Here is a 24,204-nt window from a genome sequence, read left to right on the forward strand (position 1 = left end):
GAAACGGCCATTTTACGAGCCGCCACGTTAAGCCTAACGCGTTGCGAAACCGTTTCGTGGGCCGCAATCGGCGTTCGTTTCGCATCGAACTGTAACGATAACTGACTCATCTGACTCGCTACCATAACTTTATTTGGTCGCGGTAGGGGTACACTTTCAGTAACGTACATCCCCGCCAAACCAAGACCGAGCACCCCAGTCACAATCATCCGTCGTCTTAACGACCACGCTTCTCGAATCGGCGTCACATCTGGTAACCGCATCGTACTGATCAATAGAAGCAGTGGCGCAATCGCTTGACCATACCGTGGTTCACTTTCCCAAAGCAGGGTGTGAAAGGCGATGTACCCCAACGCGGTTAAAATTGCGAGGGTCATGATTGGATCATCGTGTCGCTTAGGTTGGCGCCAATACCGAAGACATTTGATAATGGCTAATAAATCCAACATGATGAACCCGATTCTCATGATTGTCGAACCGATAATGCTTAGCGGGGCCTCAATGTGTTGATACCAAGCGGGGGATGAAACCAAACCACCCGTATAAGCCGATTGAAGCCGCGTCACGTTCAATAAAATAGCCGCTTTCAATCCCCAACGTTTCACGACACCCCAGACACCCAGTTGTTTGAGTCGAGCGGGGAGAGCGTGATTGAGGTACGTTTGTCGTTGCTGAATGTTTGGCAGTTGGCTAAGCTTTTGAACATCACTAAAGTTGTATTTGCCCGAATAGTTTGGGTTATATCCCATCCAGATCCAGTGCATCGTTGGAAACTGTTCGGTTGGGCGAGCGGTAAAGTGACCAGCGCGTTTTAAACCGGCTGACGTTGGGATCATCAGCGCAAATGCCAGCATGATCACTGCAAACGGGACCCAGTAACGTTTAAGCATCTTACGGCTCCGAATTGCCAGCACGATAACGGCTAGTACAACCGCAACCGCCATGACGATTAGATTAGGCTTGATCACGCCACCCAAAACAATGTCCACGAGTAAGGCGATGCCGAATAACCACCGTTGTCGAGTTGAGTAGTGGGGCCATCGTAGTAAGATGTTGAACGCAATGCTCAAACATAGTAACGTGGGCACATCTGAATAAAAGACCTGTAAGTAGTAAGTGTACGCAAACGGACTCACTAAGAAGAAGCCCGCTAGTGTAACCACGGCTGCTTGGTGCTTCGTTAAGTAACGCACCGTCCAGAGCGACATCGCAATTAAGCTATCCAGTAAAATCAATGAGATTACATGAATTGCGGTGGTTGTGCCAATATGAACCAGACTAGCAAGTTTTAACCAGCCCGCCAGTAACACCGTTAACGGTACGTTGTTGGGGAAGCGCCAAAAGTACAGTGAACTGCCCCAATCATAATGGCCGGCGCTGAGCTGCTCTGCTTGATAAATGACCCGAAACGGATCGTGAAAAACCGAAGCGGGTAAGAAGTTCAACACAAACAATTGAACTAAGACCATTATCACAAACGCAATCACAATCAACCGGTTGACCAATTGCGCTGACAACTGGTTGACTCGCTGAATGTACCAACGGTGACCGGTCCAAACGACCAGACACCCCAGTAAAACTAAGACTGTTGCCTTAAAGTTTTGCGGATAGACAATGTTCGAAAAAATGCCGACCGTAAGTGCAAGTGCTAACAGCAACCCCAGCCAGTTAGACACCGTTCGACGACGTGCCATAAAAATTACCCCCAAATTAAACTACTCCAGCGATGCTGGTTGTTGTGTTGCTTGCTGCGCGACTAGTGTTGCCTGAGGCGCCCAACGTAGATAGCCCCAACGCGCAACTGCCCACCAAGCGATTGCGAGACAAAGTCCGCCTAACACATCCGTCGGGTAGTGCACGAAAAGGTAAATTCGATCAAAGCCCATCATACCGAGCCAGATCACTGAAACCAGTGATAACAGCAATTGCACTTCCCAGTTTTTAAACAGGGGAATCACCACAAATAGCAAGATTAACACTAAGGTTGCCGTCCCGGTGGTGTGGCCACTGGGAAAGCTAAAACCACCCTGTGCGACTAACTTACCGATAGGACGTGCGCGGTGCAGCAGGTATTTGCCAAGATAGGTCCATCCGCCGATCCCGGCTTGAACAATGACTAGCCAGCCGGTGGTGAACCAGTCACGGTGCCAGGCAAAGTAGCCCATGATGAGTAAACTCACTAACAGGTTTGCGACTGGCGTTCCAAACGCCGCTAACATCGCAAAAAAGTGCGTGCGCTGCGGTGAGGCCAGCGGTCGAACCGCTTGTTGAATTGGTTGATCGATTGCGGTCAACCAACCAGCGTGAAGGCCCACCCCGACTGCGAGACTTAAAAAGATGAGTAGCGCCACGATGCCGGCAATCAGCCAACCGTGGTTACTTGATTTCGTTAACATTTGACTCAATTCCTTTTCTTCGATTTTGGGCACGTTGCTTCAACGCCATGATGGCGGCAGGCAAGAGAGAAATCACCACGATGGCAATCATGATCAATTCAAAGTGGGCCTTAACGACTGGAATGTTGCCGAAGAAGTAGCCCGCCAAAACAGCAACGCTGACCCAACTGATACCACCTAACACATTGAACCACGCAAAGCGACGGTACGGCATCCGACTGATTCCCGCCGTAAACGGAATCAACGTCCGAATCAACGGCATGAACCGACCGAGAAAAATCGCCCAACTACCGTGTTTTTCAAAAAACGTGCTGGCGTCCTTTAAATACTGTGGTTTAACCCACCGTTGCCACTTGGGCTTCGTCAACTGGTGACCAAAGTGCTTGCCAATTTCAAAGTTAAGTCCATCACCCAAAATGGCCGCGATCGCCAACAAGCCGATTAAAATCACCGGATTCAAACTGTGCGCACTCATGGCGGCGATAGAGCCGCTTAAGAAGAGTAGTGAGTCGCCCGGTAAGAAGGGGCAGATGACCACTCCAGTTTCAATGAAAATAATCGCAAACAGCCCAAGGTAAACAAGGCTGCCGTACTGACTGATAAGGATTGGCAATAAATGGTTCGCATTTAAAATAGATGCAAATAACGTCGTTAGCATAGCGGGTTCCTTCCTTTTCTGCTGATTCGTGGTCAGCAACGTGAATTTACCCTTATTCTAGACACCCCCCAATTCTTTAAAAAGTGGGCTAATCTGAAGCAAAAATAAGAAATTCACAGAAACGGTGGTTTTCCCGAGTTAATGCTCCTATAGGATAGCGTACTTCCGTGAAAAGGCGGCTAATTTTAACTTAAATTTTTACAAAATTTTTTGTACGAATTAAAAATGAGAAATTCACAGGACAAACGCCAACGAGTCAACTAAGATTAATGGGAACGACTATGCTAAACTAATGTTGGCTGTTAGCTAACGAGATCAAAAACAATGAGGTGAACCTAGCATGTCAACCACATTATTATTGGTAGAAGACGAGGAGGGGCTCGTGGACTACCTACGAACTGAACTACAATTTGAAGATTATACCGTATACGTTGCAAATGACGGTAAGACCGCCCTTAGCACGTTTGAAAACTTACGCGGCCAGTTAGACGTGATCCTGCTCGACTGGATGTTACCGAAATTAGACGGACTAGAAGTTTTGCGCCGAATTCGTAAAACCAGCGATATTCCGGTCGTCATGATGACCGCACGGGATTACGTTGGCGATAAAGTTGCTGGTCTAGATACCGGCGCGGACGACTACATCACCAAACCCTTTGAAATCGAAGAACTCTTAGCCCGGCTGCGAGTGATTCTACGACACAAGAAAACGGAAACTCGTCCATCACAGGAGAGTAGTTATCAAATCGATGACCTGATTTTAAACACTAAACTGCGGCAAGTTACCCGCAATAACCAGATCATTCAACTCACCCAGCGAGAATATGAACTGTTGTTGACCATGATCCAACACTCTGGCGAAACGATGAGTCGGGATGATTTGCTCAACACTGTTTGGGGTATCGACTTTGAAGGTCAGCCTAATGTGGTGGACGTTTACATTCGCTACCTCCGAAATAAAATTGATCGCGACTTTAGCGCTAAACTGATTCACACCGTCCGCGGCGTCGGTTACGTGCTGAGTGCCAATTATCAAAGTTAGGGGGCGATGGGGTGACTAAAGCAACACAACCTGTCACAACTGCAAAGGCGATTCAGCGAAACTTTTTCGTTCTTTTCACCCTAGTGACCCTGATGATTGGGATCGCGGTAGTGGGCGTCGTTGGAGTTCAACTCGTGCGCGAACGGCAACAAGAATCCGTACAACTTCTCAGCAGTCTGAAACGCTCGATCATTGACGACCGCCCGGATTGGAATGAGTGGCGTAAGAGCAGCACCATCAACACTAAAAACACCTACGTTCGGGTCCATAACGCTAAAATTGGCAAAGCGCCCGGTACCTATTACTCAAAGGGCACCCAAAAATTTCTCGCTCGAAAACGGATTCGGCTGACTGGGCCGCTCTTTCCGGCCGTTAGTTACGTTAAGGATGCTGGTTTCTTTTACTACCGTGCAGGTACCCGGCTAGGCATCCGCTCAGAAATTTGGTTAAGTCTCAATAACGTCATGACCATCCTACTTTCTGTCATTATGACCGTTGCAGTACTTCTTTTAATTGGGATCACCATTGGTGGCTACTTCATCACGTTGATTGCTCAGAAATTGACTAAACCATTGGCTGAGCTAAGCCAAGTCGCTCAGGCGCAAAGCGAAACCAACAACGATTACGCGGAACCATTACCAACCCCAGCGACCCCCGTGGAGGCCCAGCAACTCGCAACCAGTTTCAACAAATTACTTTCAACAATCAACGCTAAGAATCAGCAGGAAAAAGCCTTCGTTGATAACGCCGCACATGAATTACGTACCCCAATTGCCGTCATCTTGGGGCACAGTAAGTTGATTCAGCGACGGGGCGCCGATCATCCGGAAATTGTGGCGCACTCGGTCGACTTTATTACCGATGAAGCGACGCGGATGCAGCAGTTGGTCAACCAGCTACTGGTATTATCCCGAGCCGACCGTGCCCAACCAGAATTAAGCTACATTAATCTATCCGATATCGTGTTCGAAACAGTCGAAGAAGAACGGGCGGTGCTCCCGCAGACGATTTCGGTCACCGGCGACCAAGCGGCCATCGCTTACACCAACGCGGACAATGTTCAACAGATTCTCCGAGCATTGATCGATAATGCAGGTAAATACTCGCCAAAGGATAGTTTGATTCAGGTGCAATTAACCACGACCGCAGCCAACATTACGCTTTCAATCAAGGATCAGGGTCCCGGCATTCCCGCCGATGAACGCGAGCACGTTTTCGACCGGTTCTACCGAGGCAACGATGCTCGAGATCAACGAATCGACGGTACTGGGTTAGGCCTGTCAATTGCGAAACGGTTAGCCACCTTGAACCGGATTGGGTTGAGTTTGGCACCCGTTGAACCCACTGGAACGGTGTTTACGTTGACGTTTGCTAATCCGAAACAGGGGATGGCTGATTCAACATCGTCAAATGGTGAGGTTAGTAAATAAAAAAGCCTTGAAGAAAAATTCTTCAGGGCTTTTTTGCTGTCGTTTGTGTCCAGCGTAGCATTCTGCTATTAAGTTTGTGAAGTGTGGTGATTTGCTTGAACTGTCGATTCCGGTAGTCAACTAGGTTCCTGCTGTGGGGCCGGCCTGAGCCAAAAGGCGGTCTCAGTCCTCGACTTGAAGCCTCGCCAAAAACCGTGCGAGTCTTCAAGTCGTCCCCGATAATTGGCGGTTGTTGGAAGGTCGTCAACAACCACCAATTATCGCGACACAGCAGCCACCTAGTTGCCTACCTCCATCTCACATTGCACAATTCGGCACTATTGCAGATCATCTCAAGTGCTTAATTGCACGGTTTGCGGCAGTATTGCAACGACAGAATTAATCATCAGTCAACGCTTCAGAATCGTAGCAGATGTCTGAATGTCAACGTAACTGCATTAAGTTCACGTAAACGGAGCACATGACTGGCTGATTTAGTCCTGCGCAATCTTTGACCGTTGCAGTTACTGAACATTGACCACGATTGTTTCTGCAGTTGTTGAGTTACCATTCAACGTGGCTGTCACGCAGTTTCGTCAACTTCAGAATGTGACATTTGGCGGTTCCGGTCAACTACAGCGCACCATGTAGCGGGAGGCGGAGGCGCGCGAGGCTCAGCAGTGTCGGTATGCCTTAAGCAGTCGTGGTCCGTGGGGTTCGGGCCGCGAGTGCTTTAGTCATACGCGGGTCCGGAGAGATCCGGCATGGGCGCTTTTTGCCCATTCCTAGCTCGTAGGCCCGCCACTGCGTTCCAGCCTCGCATAGCGCCGGAGTCTCCCGCGGCATCTTCCCACTATATAAAACCAGAATCATTTCACAAACTATACATGTTTACGCTGGACACAAACGACAACTCCAAAAACGATAAATCATGCCAGAATACAAAGTGACATTAATTAGTTAATCTTTTTGTTTGCGCAAGCAAATAAAAAGATGCTATACTATCGTCGAACTTGAAAGGAGGAGCACGGGATGGGAAAGGTTCGTCGTTGGCTGTGTCTGGTTATCTTAGGACTATTTTTCTTCATGATCATCGTGGACGGGAGTATCGTCACAATCGCGATTCCAGTGTTGGCACAGGCTTTTCATGTCGGTACCGCGCAGGCTAACTTGATTATTGGGGTTTATTTGATCGTCATCAGCGCTTTATTATTACCGTTTGGTCAATTGGGTAATCGGTTTGGGCGCATTCGACTCTTTCAATTCGGCATGATTGTTTTCCTATTAGGATCGTGGTTTTCGGGTAGTGCACAGTCGCTCAGCATCATCCTGCTAGCCCGGGGCATTCAGGCCGTGGGCGCCAGTATGGTCATGGCCAATAGTTACGCCATCGTCACGGACATGTTTCCGCGAAATGAACTGGGCCGGGCGTTTGGGATCGAGAGCGTATTTATTTCGATGGGCGCGTTAGCTGGACCGGGACTGGGGGGCTTATTGCTTCACTACTGGGGCTGGCCGTACATTTTTTGGTGCAACTTGCCAGTGGGAATCCTTTGCGTTAGCGTCGCCTGGTGGTTGTTTGAGCAACAGCCACTACAACCCGTAACCGGACGCTTTGACTGGGAAGGGATGCTGGCGCTGTTGGTAATGGCGACAGCCTTTTATACCATGTCAAGCGTGATGCTGACCCATCCTTGGCTTGCGGGCGGTTTATTCGGTATTTTTCTACTTGGTTTTAGCTACTTTTGGCGGCACGAGCAACGCGTCACGCTGCCATTGTTGGACGTCACGTTACTCAAACAACCAACCCTTCGATTACCAACGCTGGCGGCCTTTTTCAGCTTTATTGCAGCTTACTTTTTCACCCTGTTGGCACCAATCTACCTCCAACTTGTGGTGGGATTGCCCAGTCAAATCGTCGGTGGTATTCTAATGGGCGCACCGATTATTGCTGTTTTTGCTAATCCGTTAGCGGGGGTGTTGACCGATCGTTTTTCGCGCATTCACGTGATGACGGTTGGCATGGGCATTTTGATCATTGCGGGCGTCGGGCTTTTGACGTTGAATGGCGCCCACGAACCTTGGACCGTCCTAGGGTGGTCTGGACTGTCCGCCATTGGGACGGCGTTATTTTCCACCGCCAACAACACCTTTATTATGGGGAGTGCATCGGCGGAACAACGGGGAATGGTTGGGGCGATCACGTCACTGGTGCGTGAATTTGGGCTGGTGCTTGGTACGGTGTTGGTCAGTCTTACTTTTTACGGTAAGTTATCACTGACTGCTGGCAGACCCATTGTCAATGCAATCAGCGTACCCAAGGGACCTTTGCTGGCGGCACAAAGTCTCACTTACGCGCTGGCGTTGCTATTACTGCTGATTGCCATGCGGTATATTAAACGACTTGAAAGGAGGTGACAGTGGGTGTTAACGGATAAGGAGTCGATTGACCGAATTAGTGCAACGTTAAACAGTACGTCGCGACTGACGATAGCTTATTTGGATAACGTGCTGGCACCATTGAATTTAACCGCCAGTAACTACTACTTTATCCTTAAAATTGCGCGGGCGAAAACCTTGACGCAGGAGCAGTTATTTAAACAGATTCAACTCAGCCCAAGTAACGTGACCCGTCGTTTGGATCAACTCATCAACCGGGGATTGATTGAGAAGCAACGTGATCCAAATGACGGTCGGGGCTGGCTGATCAATCTCACAGCTACGGGGCAAGCATTAGTCCCACAGCTCAACCAGATTTTAGCGGACGCAAATGCCGCCATGTTTGACCGCGTGACCACGCAGCAACAAGATCAGTTAGTGACAATTCTGCAACAAATTAGTCAAAACATCGTTGAGTAGGCACTTGGCATAATGGAGGATGATCACCATGTTAAAAGCACTCAGTATCAATGGCGTTACCCAACCGAACTTGATTCTGCCGGATGAGTTCAAAAAAGTGGCCAGTGACACGCGGACCAGAAACGACGAATCCGTTTTGGTGGAGCGGTATCAACGTGACGAGAACGCACAACCCAACCACGAACACGTTACTTTAGTTTGGGGCCAAGATCACCGGTTAATCAGTTTTAATAAGTTTTCATTGGCTGACGATTCCGGCAAATTACCGTCGAAACGTCAAGCTGCCAAGATTGCGTTAGCGACCATGATGGCACTTGACGCACGGTACGCTAGCGAACTCAGCTATATGCGAACCGATTTACTGACCCGGACCTACCTTGATGACAACGAACAACTCGTCACGATTCCAATTCAATGGGTCAAGTTCGCCCACCCAAATGGTAGCTATAACTGGGTATCAGTCGGAGCTGGCGGTCAGGTGATCGAGATGGAACGTGAATCTTACTGGGACTACTTCCTGAGTCGCCGGTCAACTGAAGAGTGGAACTACGACAACTGGGTGCTTGCTTACGAAGGCAAGGGACCACAGCCAGCAGCACCAGAGGCCTTAGCTTAAGGAGGGATCGTTCATGGATAACGAATTCAAGCTGGAACAACTCATTTCGCAGTTAGGTCAGGTCAATGACCGCATCGAACGGTTGGAAAACGTGGACTATATGACGGCGATGTACAAGGGGTACAGTGCCGCTGGGGAAACCGTTGAGGAAATTTTGGACGATATTGAATCATTGCGCGATCAAGCAGATCATTTAACGGTCCAACTTGAGGCGTTGGGGGAACGATTGGACTAGGGGAATAGGGCTAAAAACGCTGATGCGAAACGACAGGCGTTTCACCTTGGCTAATTGATCAGTCACTAAAAAAAGGTTGCCAAAAATGCGGCAGCCTTTTTTGGTGTCTTGACATTGGTATAGCTGAAATTCGAGAAATAGCAAACAATCAGTCGCTTTGAAAAAATCGACTTTCTGGTACGCTTGAAACTATGCTCATATTCCGTACGTTCATTTAGTAGCTGTGCACCAAAATTTATTCGACGGCGAGGTTTCCCATGTTTAATTTTCTTAAGCAAGCGATTATCAACCACTTGGAAAGTGAAGTGAACCTGAAAGGCTTACTCGTGGTTTATTTGGTTGATTTGAATATCGCGCTATTTATTAGTCAATACTTTCTTGGTAGTCGTTGGCCGATGGTGATTGGCGTCCATTTGGTTGCATTGTTTGGTTTGTATGGTGTTTATCACAATAAGCAATTGAAGAAATAGACCTAGTATGAGTGCTTGCCCACTTTATTTCAGTTCCATTCAACACCCGATAACACCTAAAAAATCTGACAGTGAGGTCTTCAATGTTCACAATATTCAATTACATCAAAAATGCACTGATCAACCATTTCAACAGCGAAGTGAACCCGAAAGGCCTACTCGTGGTTTATTTGATTTCGTTGAACCTTGCGCTATTTATTAGCCCATACTATCCTGGTAGGCGTTGGCCGCTGGTGGTTGGAATCCATTTGGCGATGCTGCTGGGTATTTATGGTATCTACCACAATAAGCAACTAAAAAAATAGACGCATGTCCACATTATCACACGTACTAAGATACTTAGAAATTAATATGACACGAGGTCTTCAATGTTCAACTATATCAAAAACACAATTATCAACCATCTCAACAGTGACGTCACTCCGAAAGGTCTCGTTATTATTTATTTGATTGCGTTGAATTTTGCGCTGTTCATTAGCCCATACTTTCCTGGTAGCCGCTGGCCAATGATAACTATGGTTCATTTGGTGACGCTGCTAGGTGTGTACAGTATTTATGTAAGTTATCGTCAAAACCATCCCAAATAATAAGTTCAAAGGGCGCCTTCAAGAAAATCGATTTTCTTGAAGGCGCCCCTTGAACTGCTACTATAAGCTATCCAAAAACAATTTAAAATAAATCAAGTAGGTTATTATCCCAGCATCCACCATAATATTCCGCCACGGATAAACCAACATAAAATTGCAGATACAAAAATAAATGGCCAACGTGAATATCGCCGCATAAAGTTCGATGCCGCGTGGCTTGATGCCGTTTGCTTCAAATTTTCGAGTGATGGCTGCTTTCCATTTGCTAAACATGAGTCACCTCAAACAGTTATTTTCTTTAATTTTAATATAGTTAATATATTCAATTAAATTATTTTTATCCTTGAATTTGATTATCAAAATAAGCCTTCTCAGATTTTTCTGAGAAGGCTTATTGCTTTGCCAACGCGTTATTCAATGAGTCTGTTTTAAATCACGCTATGATCGTTGAGCATGATTTTGCGACTGTGCATTATTTTGACCATAGTAAGCATTTTTACCATGTTTTCGGTAATAGTGTTTATCCAATAAGTATTGTGGTAGTTCAGAGTTATTGTGTATTAATTGCATCGTGTGATAATCTTCTTCTGCCACAACTTCAAGAACCTTGGCGTTATAAACGGCCTTAGCCGGTGTTGGCCCCCATGCAAACGGCCCATGTTGACTAACAAGTGCAGCGGGAACTGCTTCATAATCCAATTTTCGTTCATTAAATGTTTTAACAATCGTTTTTCCAGTATTTCCCTCATAGTCTGCTTCAATTTCGGCCTGAGTAAGGGCATCCGCAGCGGGAACATCACCGTAAAAAGTATCAGCATGCGTGGTGTTCATTGCAGGAATATCAAGTTTTGCACCTGCAAAAGAAACTGCCCAAGGTGAATGCGTATGAACAATACCGCCAATTTTAGGGAAATGATTATACAGATAAACGTGAGTAGGCGTGTCACTAGAAGGATTAAGGTCCCCCTCCACAACTTCGCCCTTTAAGTTTACAACGACTAAATCTTTGGGAGCGAGTTCAGTATAATCAACTCCAGACGGCTTAATTACAAATAGACCTTTTTCACGGTCTATTCCAGAAACGTTACCCCAGGTGAATGTAACCAATCCCAACTCTGGAAGTTGCATATTAGCAGCATAAACGGCTTGCTTTAATTGTTCTAACATTATTGAACACTCCTTAATAGTGGTTGATTAACAGCCTCTTGTTGAATACCGACTTTCTCAAAAAGTCGATCAAAGTATTGTTTAGCTGATGTAATTTCTTTAATCGGATCCTGTGCGGTTTCAGTCCACATCTCAATGGTGTAGCTACCTGCGTAATTCAAACGAGTAAGGGTTCTCAGGCAGCCCTCAAAATCAACGCAACCTGCACCAAACGGTACCTGCTTGAATTGACCTTTGAAAGTAGGCGTAACAGCCAACGTATCTTTTAAATGCACAGCAGCAATATCACCAATATTATTTTCCAAATCTTCGGCGACGTTGTTTTCTGGCCAAGCAGTAATATTACCCAAATCCGGATAACCTTGAAGCCATGGGCTCTTGATCAATGATTTATAGTGGGCAATTTTCGTCAGTGAATTGATGAAGGGGTCGTCCATTGTTTCGATAGAAAGCATGACTAATTTTTTAGATGCCATGTGGACACATTTGGCTAAATCTTCAACAAAGTATTCACGAGATTGAATTGTTTTATGCTCGTAATAAACATCGTAACCCGCCAATTGAATGTTACGGATTCCCAAATCAACTGCTAAGTCGATGGCTTTTTGCATCATTACTAACGCTTGTCGCCGAGTGTCGGCATTTGACGAACCTAACGGAAAACGACGGTGCCCAGAAAGCATCAGGGTATTAATCCGACTATTAGTACGCCACATTGCGTTTCGAAAATCAGAACGTTGCTGTCGTGACCAATCTAAGCGAGCTAGTCGCTCGTCACTTTCATCGATCGAAAATTCCAAAAAGTTAAATCCCAGTTGATGAACAAGATTAAATTTTTCTTCCCAAGATAATTTGGGTGGAAGCGCTTTTTCGTAAATCCCTAAAGCATTAACTGTCATAGTGATTCCTTCTTACATATAATTTTTCGTTTAGCATAAACTAAACGGGACGAAGTAAGTTGATAAAAACTACTTGAATGACTAGAGAATACCATAAAAACAATTAATTGGGATTATTTTTTAGGTGAATTAACATAAAAATCCAAAATTACCGTATAAAGCTATTTAAAAGCGCTTCCAAATATCGTAATCTGTATACAGCGCAAAAGATATAAACTTGATGATTAACGATCATAAAGCGATATTTCGACACAAATTAATCATTAAATAAAGGAGAATTATGATGAAAACATTTCTAATTATTGATATTGGAACCTCCAGTATGCGTGGCATTTTATTCGATACAAAGGGCAATGCGATATTCAAGAAGCAACTTAAATATCAACCAGAGTACTCAAAAGATGGCGGCGTTGTTCAAGACGCTAGTGTTTTCTACGATCACTGTTTGGCCATTAATCAAGCATGTGCGGCATTTGCTAATAAAAACGGAAATCAGATTGTTGCTGTTTCGATGACATCACAACGCTCATCCCTAATTCCAACTAAAAATGGGGTTCCGACTGATAAAGCGATTATGTGGCAAGATACCCGGATCAATAAATTGGTCACTGAATTTTCAGCCTACGATGAATTCTTCATCAAACGTTCCGGTAGTCGGCTAAATGCCGTTTATCTTGGTGCCAAGATCAGTTGGTTAAAACGTCATCGGCCAGAAGTTTATGCGCAATCAGATATGATGCTCAATATTCCATCGTACCTGATCTACCACATGACAGGAAACTATACGACCGATACAACTTATGGTAGTCGGACGAATTTAATGAACATTAAAACGTTAACCTGGGATTCAGAACTGATTAAGATTTTAGACATTGATGAAGCTAAGTTAGCCACAATAGTTAAACCCGGTGAAGTTAGCGGTACCATAACATCTGGTTATGCTAAAGTTAGTGGGCTCCCTGCTGGTATTCCGCTAATATCGGCTGGTGGCGATCAACAATGCGCTGCCATAGGTGAAGGCTTGCTAGGCAACGATACGGTTTCAATCAACACTGGGACTGGTGGTTATATTATTAAAAATATTGACCAGCTACCCGAAGAGCCGACCGAACGTCTCATTTATAATTGTTCATCCGTTCCGGGTAAGTACATTCTAGAAATTGATCTATTGGCCTGTTCATCGATTTTAAACTGGTTTATCACCAATTTTTACGACGTGAGTGACGGTAACTACGATGTTGTTAATCGCGATATTGAAAGTTGTTACGGTAAGAACATTAACGTAACTGCAATTCCTTATCCCAAAGGCAAATCAGTGGATGTAACTGATGCGCAAATTCGGACGGCGTTTACTAATATTGGGTTGTCAACGACTAAGCAGGATATGTTGTATGCGTTGATGACCAGTCTTTTTATGGAAATCAATGATGGCATCAACATTTTACGTTCATATGGCCCAATTTCGTCCGTGATTATCGGCGGGGGATTAACCAATAGCGAGATTATGGATCAAATGCAAGCTGATGCCTATGACCTAACGATCTATCGAGCGCCAAATACTGAGTCAACTGCGATTGGTGCTTTAATTTCAGTATTAGTCAACCAAGGTGTTTACGATAGCTTTGAGAAAGCGTATCAAGCAGTCGTTCATGGTACGGCGAAGAGCTATGAGCCAAATCCTGAAAACGTTGCCTTTCAAAACGAATTCAACGGGCGCAAAGGCGAGTTGTATCAAGTGTTAAAAGGAACTAAAGCTGGTTATTATAAAATAACCAATTAACTACTAACCGCGCCAAAACAGTAAAATAACATTAAATAAGTTAAATTAACATATAACTCTGTTGATAAAATAACAAAAAGAACGATAATTAACATGTAATATAAATTTGAGGAGGTTGTTATCATGGCATCACCAAAAAATATTAAAGACGTTACCCCGGAAGTTTGGGCAAAGAATGTATTCCCTGAGTGGGGCAAGTATTTAAACGAATCCATTGCAGCTAAGCAAGTCCCTGAAGGTAGTTTTTCAATCTGGTGGTTAGGTTGCATGGGATTCTGGTTGAAGACTCATGAAGGCACCAACATTGTCGTTGATATGTGGAATGGTACCGGTAAGCACACCCACGGCGATGGGAAGATGCGTGAAGGACACCAAATGATGCGGATGGCAGGTGTTAATAACCAACAACCTAATTTACGTAATAAGCCATACGTTATTGATCCATTTTCCGTTCAAGATGTGGACGCGTTATTAGTTACACATACCCACCACGATCACCTGGATATCTATACAGCGGCCGCCGTTAATGAAAACTGCCCTAAGGCCAAATTTATCGGTCCTCAAGGCGTGGTTGATGAATGGATTGAATGGGGAATTCCAGTTGAAAAAACGATCGTCGTTAAGCCAAATGATGAAGTTAAAGTTGGCGCAACAACAATCAAAGCTCTGGAATCATTTGATCGAACAGAATTGGTCACTGAAGATGATGCGTCAGTTAAGTTAGCCGGCACGATGCCACAAGACATGTCCAAGGTCGCCGTCAACTACCTGATTCAAACCACTGGTGGAAACTTATACGATGCAGGGGATTCCCACTTCTCTAACACTTTCGCAAAACACGGCAATGAAAATAAAATCGATGTTGCTTTATGTGCCTACGGCGATAACCCCCGTGGCATTACCGATAAACTAGATGATTCACAGGTTCTGCGGATGGCTGAAGATTTAAATACCAAGGTTGTCATTCCAATGCATTATGACATTTGGGATAACTTCTATGCTGATCCTAAAGACATCATTGCGCTTTGGAACTTGAAGAAGAATCGGTTACAGTACCAATTTAAGCCATACGTGCTACAAGTAGGTGGCGGTTTTAACTTCCCAGAAGACAAGGATAAATTTGAATTTATGTATGATCGTGGATTCCATGACGCGTTCACGAAGGCACCTGATTTACCATTCCCAGAATTACTATAATCTGCCAATTACAAGGAGAAACCGAACATGACAAAACCAATGTTACAAGTTGCCTTGGATACGAAAAATCTACCAACGGCGATCAACGTGGTTCGACAAGTCGGTGACGTCGTGGACGTTATCGAAGCTGGAACCTTACTCATTTACGAAGAAGGGCTACGGGCAGTTCAAAATTTGCGCGCGCTGTGCCCAGATAAAATTGTGTTGGCTGATACTAAAACTGCTGATGCTGGTGGCGCAGTTGGGGCCGAATGTAAGGCGGCGGGGGCTGATTGGATGACCTGTATCAATGCTGCCACTGTGCCAACGATGCAATCAGCTCAGGAACAAATTGAAGTTCAAGTCGAATTATATAAAAACTGGACTGTTGAATTAGCCCAAGAATGGCTGGACGCTGGCATTGATCAAGTTGTTTACCATCAAAGTAGAGATGCAAAGTTGGCAGGCCAAACCTGGGGTGAAAATGATCTGGCGGAAGTTAAGAAACTTATTGACATGGGATTCAAAGTTTCCGTTACCGGTGGTATGAAGCCAGAGGTTCTCAAATTGTTTGCGGGTGTAGACGTTTATACGTTTATCGCCGGTCGCGCAATTCATGGGGCGGATGATCCACGTGCTGCCGCAAAGGTTTTCCAAGATGAAATTAACCGCATCTGGGGTTAATTATCGCCAGTAGTTTGGCTATCAATAGTGGAATAGGGGACTGTTTTTCGAACAGTTCTTTATTTTTACCTTTTTTGGAAGCGCTTAACGTCAATTGCCTAAGAAACGAGGTCTAATGGATGCTTCAAAATTACTTTTTTGACTTTGACAAAACCCTTGCCAGCACGGGGGATGTTTCAGTAAATGCGATGAAATCAGCGTTTGAAGACATGAACTTGGTGGTTCCAAAAACCAATACCATATTGAATTACATGGGTATTCCGGCTGAAATTTCAGTCAAGGAAATGGCAACCATACCATTATCAAGCACTGAAATCGAACAATTATGTGCTCGATTCAGAGAAATCTACGAACGCCAAGAATTGTCAGCCACTAGATTATATCCGGAAGTAGCCGAAATGTTGGCGCGTCTCCAAAGCGCTGGTAAGCAGCTGTTTATCGTTTCTAGTAAGCAAACAGCTGCTGTTCGCCGGAATCTAAATCATTTGCAAATCGAATCGTATTTTACCACCGTCATTGGTTGTGATTTGGTTCAACACTATAAACCAGCACCGGATGGTATTTTGATGCTACTGAAACAAAAACAGCTCAATCCAGCTGAGTGTGTCATGATTGGCGATGCCAAGTATGATTTACAGATGGGTAAGGCCGCTGGTGTCAAAACCTGTGGTGTCACGTGGGATGCGTTTGATGTTGAAAGTCTAAAACGAGAACATCCAACGTTCTTATTAGAACATCCGCTACAGCTAATTAACATATAGATGTGGAAAAGCAGTGTTTAAAAATCAAAATTGGAGGTTAAACTCATGCTACAGTCGTTCATGAATATTTTCACGACCTTGGGTGATGTCGTGGTCGTACCAATCATCATTTTTATCGTTGCCCTCTTCTTACGTGTTAAAGCCCGAACCGCCATGATGAGTGCGTTATTAGTCGGAGTTGGGTTAACCGGATTCGGTTGGATCATTAACTCATTTACACCAGTGGTGACGAAAATCATCAATCAAATGGTTCAAAATACGGGTATTAATCTACCAGTCGTTGATACCGGGTGGCAGACAAGTGCGTTAGCATCGTTCCACTCAACGGTTGGTATCTCGTTCTTCATCATTGGGTTAGCACTTGAAATTATTTTGTTCTTAATCGGGTATACGAAGGTCTTCTTTCCAACTAATCTATGGCAAAACTGGGGATTTATGATTTGGGGCGCCATTGCGTATACGGTTACCCGAAATTTCTGGTTGTCATTAGGCCTAAGCATTTTCTTAATGTTGTACATCCTGATGGTTGCTGAAGTTCAAGCAGATCGGTATTCTGATTACTACCATATCAGCAACGGAACAACATCGGCTTTGCATAATATGGAAAATGCAGTGCCAGCGATTCTGCTTGATCCGCTGTGGAATCTCATCGGTCTGAACAAAGTACATTTAACACCCGATGTTTTAAAGAAAAAACTAGGCGTATTTGGCGAACCGACCTTCATTGGAGCGGTTTTGGGAATCATTATTGGTATTTTAGGTAATTTGAATCAGTTGGGTAGCCTTAAAGCCTGGGGCCAGATTCTCACGTTTGGCGTTCAATTGGCTGGTGTCATGACGATTTTTCCACTCGTTGCCCATTTATTTGGAAATGCATTTAAACCATTAACGGATGAAATTACAGAACGGTACAGTAAACAAAATACCGCAACCGTTGATGAAGACGAAAATATTAAAAGCAAGAAGCGTTGGTTCTTGGCAGTCGATGACGGTGTCGGTTACGGTGAATCTGCCACCATTATTTCTGGGGTGATCTTGATTCCCATTGTTGTGATTTTAGCCTTCATCTTACCGGGGAATAAAACCATTCCAGTGGTAGATTTAGTCTCAATTCCATTCATGGTAGAGTCGATTGTGGCAGTTTATCGTGGTAATATCTTGAAAACGATATTTACCGGAACAATTTGGCTTGGCGTCGGTTTATATGCCAGCAGCTATATGGCAGCAATGTACACCAGCGCTGTTTCTAGTTATGGCGTCGCAGTGTCAACCGGCGCAGCTTTGATCGTCAGTTTTAACGTTTTAGCACGACCATTGAATGCGTTGATCTTCATGGCATGGATTTCAGGTAATCCAGTATGGATTGGGTTAACGATTATCATTTATGCCGTTTGTCAGTATATGCTACGAACGCATCGACCACAGATTTGGGGGTACTTGAAACGGATGTCGGATAAAAACGTGATTTCATCGACACCTGACAGCGGTACTGATAAACGTTTAAAGAGACAGAAAGTTGATGTCAATCCCAAAACGCTAGCCAATAGTTAATTACTACGTAACTTTAACGGATCGTTTAATTAAGCTAAAAGCGTGCTTAATTAAACGATTTTTTGTTTGATTGGATAAGCTCAGCTTGACTATTATATGATATAATTACCGATAAAGTATCTCATTTTTAGGTTAAATTAACAGGTAAGTAAAAATTTAGGCGATAAATCACCTAAATACTTAATTTAACAATTAGAGATAAAGGGCGGATCGATTGTGAAAAATTCAATGGAAAACATCAAAGCACGTCGCGAAAAACTATTAAAGATCATTAAACGTAGAGAAATAACTAACGTTCATGAATTAGCGGAAGTTTTAAAGGTCTCAGAGATGTCAATTCGGCGAGACTGTCGGGTACTGGATAATATGGGAAAGATCAAAGTGAGTTTCGGTAAGGTTGCCTATCTCAGTGGAGATACTGATGAAACGACACAAATTGATGCCATCAACGGTAAAATTGCTGAGGCTGCAATGAGTTATATTGATGATAACCAGATGATTTTTATTAACTCTAGTCGAACCGCAATTAAGTCATTGGACTATCTCGAAGACCGGCGAGTTGATGTATTGACGAATAACTTACGAGCGATTGATAAAGAAATCAATAACGAATCTAGCATCATTCTAAGTGGTGGTGAATTACGTACTGGTTCGCATATTCTGACTGGTGATATCGCACAAGAATCATTTCGGTCCGTCAGAGCATCAATCAGCTTAATTGGATGTGGCGGTTTAGATATTGAGAATGGGTTAACCACGACAAACTTACATGAGGCACAAATTAATCGTATTATTGTAACCAACTGTGAAAAATTAATCGTTTTAGCAAATTACACCAAAATCAATAAAACTACCAACTTTACCGTTGGAAAATTGACGGATATCGACGTCCTAATTACGGATGAATATGCCGACGAGGACTATATTAAGCAGATTCGCGAACTTGGTGTTCGAGTCGTACAGGTACCCGTTGAGTAAAATTTACACGGGTCTAGGATAAACGTCTTCGCATTAACTAACACCTTATGTGAAGACGTTTATTTTAGTCGATCATCATACATCTTTTCTGGTTGTAGATTATCACGAATATAATTTGATGAATGAATTGTAATTGATATACACGCCAATAAGTAGGCGACTTTCATTTTGAACGTTGTTCACGTTGGAACTCAATTACCAACCTGAGAATCTCTCAGAAACTTCTTTTTTTGAACCAGTTTTTCTAACGACCAACTGCGCCTATACTACGGGTATTCATTAACGCAAAGGAGCACAGTCGCCATGAAAACAATTTCAATCGTCGTGCCTTGCTACAACGAGCAAGCCGCCATTCCATTATTCTATAAAACCGTTGAAGGAATTTTAACCAAATTTAGCGAAAACGAAGCCGAACTTTACCGGTGGGAGTACTGGTTCATTAACGATGGCTCCACTGATCAATCCCTGGACCAACTTAAAATTCTGAACGCTGAAAATCCAAAAGAAGTGCACTACGTCGATTTTTCTCGCAACTTCGGTAAAGAATCCGCGTTAAAGGCGGGCCTGGATCAAGTCAGTGGCGACTACATTGCCGTCATGGACGTTGATCTACAGGACCCACCAGAGTTGCTGCCGAAGATGATTCGCCTGCTCAACACCACCGATAACGACGTAATTGCCACCCGGCGCGCCAACCGGAAGGGCGAACCCGCCGTGCGTTCATGGTTATCCAACCAGTTCTACAACGTGATCAACCACATTTCACAGGTCAAAATGCAAAACGGCCTGCGTGATTATCGCTTAATGCGACGCTCAGTCGTTGATGCGATTCGCGAATTACCAGAATATAACCGGTTTTCAAAGGGCATCTTTGGCTGGGTCGGTTTCAAAACGGAAACCTTGGAATTTGCGAACCAACCGCGAGTGGCCGGGGAAACCCACTGGTCAATGAAGCAGCTCGTTAATTACTCACTGGCTGGCATCATGGACTACTCGGAAGTGCCGCTAAACCTCGCCTCTTGGGCGGGCATCGTCTCCTGTGTCTTTGCCATTATTGGTCTCATCATCGTGGTTGGTCGGAAGTTGCTGTATGGTAACCCGACAATGGGCTGGCCGTCAATCGTTTCGATTATCCTGTTGGTTGGTGGGATTCAACTATTTAGCCTAGGGATTATTGGCAAATACATTAGTAAAATCTATCTCGAATCCAAGCACCGGCCAATTTACCTCGTTAAGGAAAAGCGGTGAGCGGCATGAAACTAAAAACAACCCCAGATACAACACCTCAACTACCTTGGCTGGTCGTCGATTGGCTAGCGATGATTCTGTTAAGTTTAAGCGTTAAATTCTGGTTACCGCTCCAGCAATTTGACCAACAAACCAGCCACTGGGTCCATCAATGGGCAACGGCAAGCCGAACGTTTATATTTAATGGGGTAACGCTTAGCGGAAGTCCGATTTTAACGTTGGTACTCGGGATGCTCATTGCCTTACTGTTTATCAGCCGGGAGGATTTGACCCACGCCGCGCTGGTGCTCAGTAGCGTTCTCGGTGTTCAAGTCATCGCTTGGTGTTTGAAACACGTGATTCAACGTCCGCGACCATTAGCTAGTTTAACACTGACCCAGGGGTTTAGTTTCCCTAGTGGGCACGTGGTCGGGGCGACGATGTTGGTGTTGATCATCTGCCACTACTGGCATCCGCAAACGGTGCGAAACCGCGTCTTAGAACTTGTAATTGCCATCGGCTGGTTGGCACTCGTTGCACTTTCTCGAGTATACTTGCAGGCCCATTACCCTACGGATGTTGTGGGGGCAATGTTGCTGGCGTGGAGTTGCTGGCAGACGGTGCGGTATGGGTTTGAGCGGTATCGATCACGGCAGGTTGTGCAAAATATCAGTTAAATCATCATTAACAAATAACAGTCGTTAATAACGGAAATTAATTTTTCGTTTATGAACGGCTGTTATTTGTTGTTACCGGTAATTTGTGAAATCGTTTTAACGTTCGCTATTGCAGGGGTTCGATTGTTTGGTCATCTGAATTTTTTTGCCAATAACCGTAGCCAAAAAGACCCGTACCTGTTATTATGAGGTCAGATAAAACTATAAGTTAACGGAGCCTAGGAGCCTCTTGATAACTTATAGTTTCAACTAGGATTGCATCAACTAAGGTTGGGGACCTTCAGTTAGATTAGCAGTCGATACCTGACTGGGTAACAGTTGATAAATCGCTAGTTGGGCCCGTCGACCAACGATGGGAATTGAATAGGAACGGATCAAACGTTAGGGGGAACGTATTTTTATGATGGGGAAAAATAATCACCAACAGCTTGTGCGTGATAACACGGTCGTGCACTATAAAGCATATAAAGTTGGTAAGCACTGGGTATTTGCCGGCATTACAGCACTCACAGTCGGTGCTGGATTACTATTTGGAGGAAGTCAACAGGCGCAAGCAGCTACGACCGAAGCGTCAGACCCAACAACGGGTGTGTCCGATGCAGGTACAAGTAGCGATATACAGGGCAAAACGGTCACTTTGAATGCAACTTCGACTGCGGATACTAATGCAACAGCTAAAACATCAGGCGCAAGCGATGAAACTGACGCGAATGCTGATCGTATAAATACGGCAAACTCGACTTCAGATGGAAGCGCTAACGCTGTCGATAATGGAAACAGTAGTGATCAACCAGGAGCGACGGCTACGTCAGCCACTTCACAACAGCCAAGTTCTGATACCACTGTGACAAACTCGGCAGTGGATTCGATCAACACTTCAATTGATGCTAATGATGCCGCATCCGTAAATGTCGAAACGCAACCCGATAACCAGAAAATCTATAAAACGCCGACGGTTAAATCGGGGGTCACGGAATCGGCTACTATTGCGCCGACAACCGATACTGGGAGTAATGCGGTAACAACGAGTGGAACCGAGTTTACATTGAAATTCACTGCGGCTGCCGGAGATAAGATCGAAGTATATGTGGACGGCGCTGACACTGACAGTCCCTTGTTTGATGGTGCCTACAGATCAGACTACATGTCTGTTTCAAGCGTTGCCAAAGCAACCATGGGTGTTACTACGAGTGTCCACTCAGGTATTGGTACTGTGCCATCCATTACCAATGACATCACTCAGGATGGTACCTATGCACAGCCATTTAATCTGAAACTTAATAATACTTATACTCAGTATTCACCAACTGCGACTACTAAAAGTACCGTAACAGTTGATAAGAAAATCGTGGTCAATATCAACGGCGTAAAGGCGGCTGATTATACTTACTCGGTAAATTACAACGTTGCACCGTTGCGATTACTCGAAAGTGGTAACTATAACCCGCTAACAGTATACAGTGATTCACCTGTTACATTTATACTACCTCCGTTCGGACTAAGTGACGTTAATCAATCTATCGTGGCTACTTCAGCTGGTTTAAATAAACTCGATGCTAAAACGGCTGAATTCCGAGTTGCAATGCCCGATGGCTTTAAATTAGACGAAACAGCAACTGCAGCGTTAAATTCAAGTAAAAGTTTTAACATCGTTCAAGTACCATCATCAAGCGATATTTTGGTTCAGTACGACTTAGCTGACACCACAAATCCAGTAAAAAACGATTCATTGATTTCAGTCACTGGGAGCTTTACTAAATATGTAGCTGATACTTCAGTAACCGCTTCTGCGGGTAATATCTTCACCGTTGTCACAAACGGCGGTGAGACATACAGTTCAACCTCTACTAATCTTAACGTTTTTAACTATAAAAATGGTAATGATTCAAGTAGTGCGGCCGTTGGACAATACGATTATGCCACGCCTGGATTGGCCTTAAACACTGAGTATATCTCTGTCCAGCGAGCTGGTTCGGACAAGGATACTTTAAACCTTGCACTCGGGATCAGTAATTATCATGGTCCGGCGATGCAAAACGCAACTAGTTCACTTTCAATTCCGAAGGGATTTACAACTCAAAGTGTTTCGGTAAACGTTCCAGCTTCTTTATTGACAGCAACCGGACGTCAAAACATTCCGTATGAACTTACTTATTCAGATGGTACTAAGTTGAGCGGGGTGCTAACAAGTGGTACCAACGCAATTGCGATTACTGCTGATAAAACGGTACAGAGTCTGAACTATCAGTTTGATGTGCCAGCGACTACTTCAACAGTCATGCAATCTGGTAGATATGATTCCGATAGTGGCTCTGCAACAGCACGATATTTTGATCGCAATTACGATACTTATACATTACCAGTCACATCCTTAACCGTCACCGTTGATTCAAGCGTTCAAAAGGGCAATTATCAATTTCCAGTCATCATTGCTGGAACAGACACCTCTGGTCAGCCGATTAATGCTACAGGTACTCAAACGGTAAATGTGATTGATTCAACTTACGTTACAACTAGCAGCATTTCTGCCAAAAATCAGTCATCAACTTCTGCTGGCGAAAATTTAACCGCTAAAACCGTAAGTTATGCCAGCGCTACCCCTCAGGTTTCTGCCAATCGAAAACTCAGTGATGGCACCACAAGTACCTCAACGCAACCAGTTGACTTATATCTAAACCAGCCAATCATCTATTTAGTGGCACCAGCTCAAACGCATTTAATAACGAATGAAGCCACGCTTATTAATGGTTTACCTGGCGTAAAGCTTACAAAGTATACAACCACAACTGGGTTGAACGGCTATAAAATTGATCTCACCCAAGCCACTCGCCAATCTGGCGAACCATATTATCGAGGGAGCGGTACTGGTAATCCCTATAGAGATTCACAAACGATGGGTGTCACGGGTGTCTTTAATTTAGGAAACTCAGATAGTCCTGAATTATTCATACCTTCCAAAAAAGTCGTCAGTTTTCATGTTTTTCAAAAACTGACGGCTTTTGATCTTGCTTACTATGTATTGAGACTCTAAA

General features: G+C 44.5%; 21 protein-coding genes. 16 read left to right on the forward strand and 5 right to left on the reverse strand.

What is annotated here, in order from left to right; genetic code table 11:
• The 3 genes from ACYVR3_RS07870 to ACYVR3_RS07880 all read right to left on the reverse strand — a co-directional run.
• Nucleotides 1–1,694 (reverse strand): hypothetical protein (locus tag ACYVR3_RS07870; RefSeq protein WP_461243796.1); only part of this gene is annotated, 1,694 nt, incomplete at its 3' end.
• Between the two features lie 21 nt (nucleotides 1,695–1,715).
• Nucleotides 1,716–2,396, reverse strand: coding sequence for a phosphatase PAP2 family protein (locus ACYVR3_RS07875; protein WP_461243797.1), 681 nt, complete (start codon nucleotides 2,394–2,396; stop codon nucleotides 1,716–1,718).
• Nucleotides 2,377–3,054, reverse strand: coding sequence for a VTT domain-containing protein (locus ACYVR3_RS07880; protein ID WP_461243798.1), 678 nt, complete (start codon nucleotides 3,052–3,054; stop codon nucleotides 2,377–2,379). The genes ACYVR3_RS07875 and ACYVR3_RS07880 overlap by 20 nt, the downstream gene beginning before the upstream one ends.
• Before the next feature lie 340 nt (nucleotides 3,055–3,394).
• On the opposite strand from ACYVR3_RS07880, the gene ACYVR3_RS07885 reads away from it, so the two are divergent.
• From ACYVR3_RS07885 to ACYVR3_RS07915, 7 genes are all read left to right on the forward strand, one after another.
• Nucleotides 3,395–4,096, forward strand: coding sequence for a response regulator transcription factor (locus ACYVR3_RS07885; RefSeq protein ID WP_461243799.1), 702 nt, complete (start codon nucleotides 3,395–3,397; stop codon nucleotides 4,094–4,096).
• 11 nt (nucleotides 4,097–4,107) lie between these two features.
• A complete protein-coding gene (locus ACYVR3_RS07890; protein WP_461243800.1) occupies nucleotides 4,108–5,526 on the forward strand; it encodes a sensor histidine kinase in 1,419 nt (472 codons plus the stop codon).
• A 1,011-nt stretch (nucleotides 5,527–6,537) separates the two neighbouring features.
• Complete coding sequence (locus tag ACYVR3_RS07895; RefSeq protein ID WP_461243801.1) at nucleotides 6,538–7,923, forward strand: MFS transporter; 1,386 nt, start codon at nucleotides 6,538–6,540, stop codon at nucleotides 7,921–7,923.
• A 6-nt stretch (nucleotides 7,924–7,929) separates the two neighbouring features.
• On the forward strand, nucleotides 7,930–8,364 hold the full coding sequence (locus ACYVR3_RS07900; RefSeq protein ID WP_461243802.1) for a MarR family winged helix-turn-helix transcriptional regulator: 435 nt from the start codon (nucleotides 7,930–7,932) through the stop codon (nucleotides 8,362–8,364).
• Nucleotides 8,365–8,392: 28 nt separating this feature from the next.
• Nucleotides 8,393–8,980, forward strand: a complete 588-nt coding sequence (locus ACYVR3_RS07905) for a hypothetical protein (protein ID WP_461243803.1) — start codon at nucleotides 8,393–8,395, stop codon at nucleotides 8,978–8,980.
• 13 nt (nucleotides 8,981–8,993) lie between these two features.
• The gene (locus ACYVR3_RS07910) at nucleotides 8,994–9,215 is read left to right on the forward strand and encodes a hypothetical protein (RefSeq protein WP_054732835.1); all 222 of its coding nucleotides are present in this window, start codon (nucleotides 8,994–8,996) and stop codon (nucleotides 9,213–9,215) included.
• Between the two features lie 257 nt (nucleotides 9,216–9,472).
• On the forward strand, nucleotides 9,473–9,685 hold the full coding sequence (locus ACYVR3_RS07915; protein ID WP_054732839.1) for a hypothetical protein: 213 nt from the start codon (nucleotides 9,473–9,475) through the stop codon (nucleotides 9,683–9,685).
• A 1,025-nt stretch (nucleotides 9,686–10,710) separates the two neighbouring features.
• Here the strand turns inward: ACYVR3_RS07915 and ACYVR3_RS07920 are convergent.
• Together ACYVR3_RS07920 and ACYVR3_RS07925 are read right to left on the reverse strand one after the other, a co-directional pair.
• The gene (locus tag ACYVR3_RS07920) at nucleotides 10,711–11,439 is read right to left on the reverse strand and encodes an L-ribulose-5-phosphate 4-epimerase (protein ID WP_461243804.1); all 729 of its coding nucleotides are present in this window, start codon (nucleotides 11,437–11,439) and stop codon (nucleotides 10,711–10,713) included.
• Nucleotides 11,439–12,338, reverse strand: a complete 900-nt coding sequence (locus ACYVR3_RS07925) for an L-ribulose-5-phosphate 3-epimerase (protein WP_461243805.1) — start codon at nucleotides 12,336–12,338, stop codon at nucleotides 11,439–11,441. The genes ACYVR3_RS07920 and ACYVR3_RS07925 overlap by 1 nt, the downstream gene beginning before the upstream one ends.
• A 283-nt stretch (nucleotides 12,339–12,621) precedes the next feature.
• Here ACYVR3_RS07925 and ACYVR3_RS07930 point away from each other — a divergent pair, with 283 nt between their 5' ends.
• The 9 genes from ACYVR3_RS07930 to ACYVR3_RS07970 all read left to right on the forward strand — a co-directional run bounded on the left by ACYVR3_RS07930 (nucleotide 12,622) and on the right by ACYVR3_RS07970 (nucleotide 24,203).
• Nucleotides 12,622–14,118, forward strand: coding sequence for an FGGY-family carbohydrate kinase (locus tag ACYVR3_RS07930; protein ID WP_461243806.1), 1,497 nt, complete (start codon nucleotides 12,622–12,624; stop codon nucleotides 14,116–14,118).
• 123 nt (nucleotides 14,119–14,241) lie between these two features.
• Entirely contained in the window at nucleotides 14,242–15,315 is a 1,074-nt protein-coding gene (gene ulaG, locus ACYVR3_RS07935) for an L-ascorbate 6-phosphate lactonase (protein WP_461243807.1), read from the forward strand.
• Between the two features lie 27 nt (nucleotides 15,316–15,342).
• Nucleotides 15,343–15,978 (forward strand): 3-keto-L-gulonate-6-phosphate decarboxylase UlaD, encoded by a 636-nt coding sequence (locus tag ACYVR3_RS07940; RefSeq protein WP_461243808.1) that lies wholly within the window; start codon nucleotides 15,343–15,345, stop codon nucleotides 15,976–15,978.
• A 119-nt stretch (nucleotides 15,979–16,097) separates the two neighbouring features.
• Nucleotides 16,098–16,739, forward strand: coding sequence for an HAD family hydrolase (locus ACYVR3_RS07945; RefSeq protein ID WP_461243809.1), 642 nt, complete (start codon nucleotides 16,098–16,100; stop codon nucleotides 16,737–16,739).
• Nucleotides 16,740–16,784: 45 nt separating this feature from the next.
• Nucleotides 16,785–18,290: a PTS galactitol transporter subunit IIC gene (locus tag ACYVR3_RS07950; protein WP_461243810.1), complete on the forward strand. Its 1,506-nt coding sequence runs from the start codon at nucleotides 16,785–16,787 to the stop codon at nucleotides 18,288–18,290.
• Between the two features lie 216 nt (nucleotides 18,291–18,506).
• Nucleotides 18,507–19,268: a DeoR/GlpR family DNA-binding transcription regulator gene (locus tag ACYVR3_RS07955; protein ID WP_461243811.1), complete on the forward strand. Its 762-nt coding sequence runs from the start codon at nucleotides 18,507–18,509 to the stop codon at nucleotides 19,266–19,268.
• Between the two features lie 303 nt (nucleotides 19,269–19,571).
• A complete protein-coding gene (locus tag ACYVR3_RS07960; protein WP_461243812.1) occupies nucleotides 19,572–20,516 on the forward strand; it encodes a glycosyltransferase family 2 protein in 945 nt (314 codons plus the stop codon).
• 5 nt (nucleotides 20,517–20,521) lie between these two features.
• Complete coding sequence (locus ACYVR3_RS07965; protein ID WP_461243813.1) at nucleotides 20,522–21,172, forward strand: phosphatase PAP2 family protein; 651 nt, start codon at nucleotides 20,522–20,524, stop codon at nucleotides 21,170–21,172.
• A gap of 400 nt (nucleotides 21,173–21,572) precedes the next feature.
• A complete protein-coding gene (locus ACYVR3_RS07970) occupies nucleotides 21,573–24,203 on the forward strand; it encodes a KxYKxGKxW signal peptide domain-containing protein (protein WP_461243814.1) in 2,631 nt (876 codons plus the stop codon).
• The last annotated feature ends 1 nt before the right edge of the window (nucleotide 24,204 follow it).

Source organism: Secundilactobacillus muriivasis (assembly GCF_054785195.1).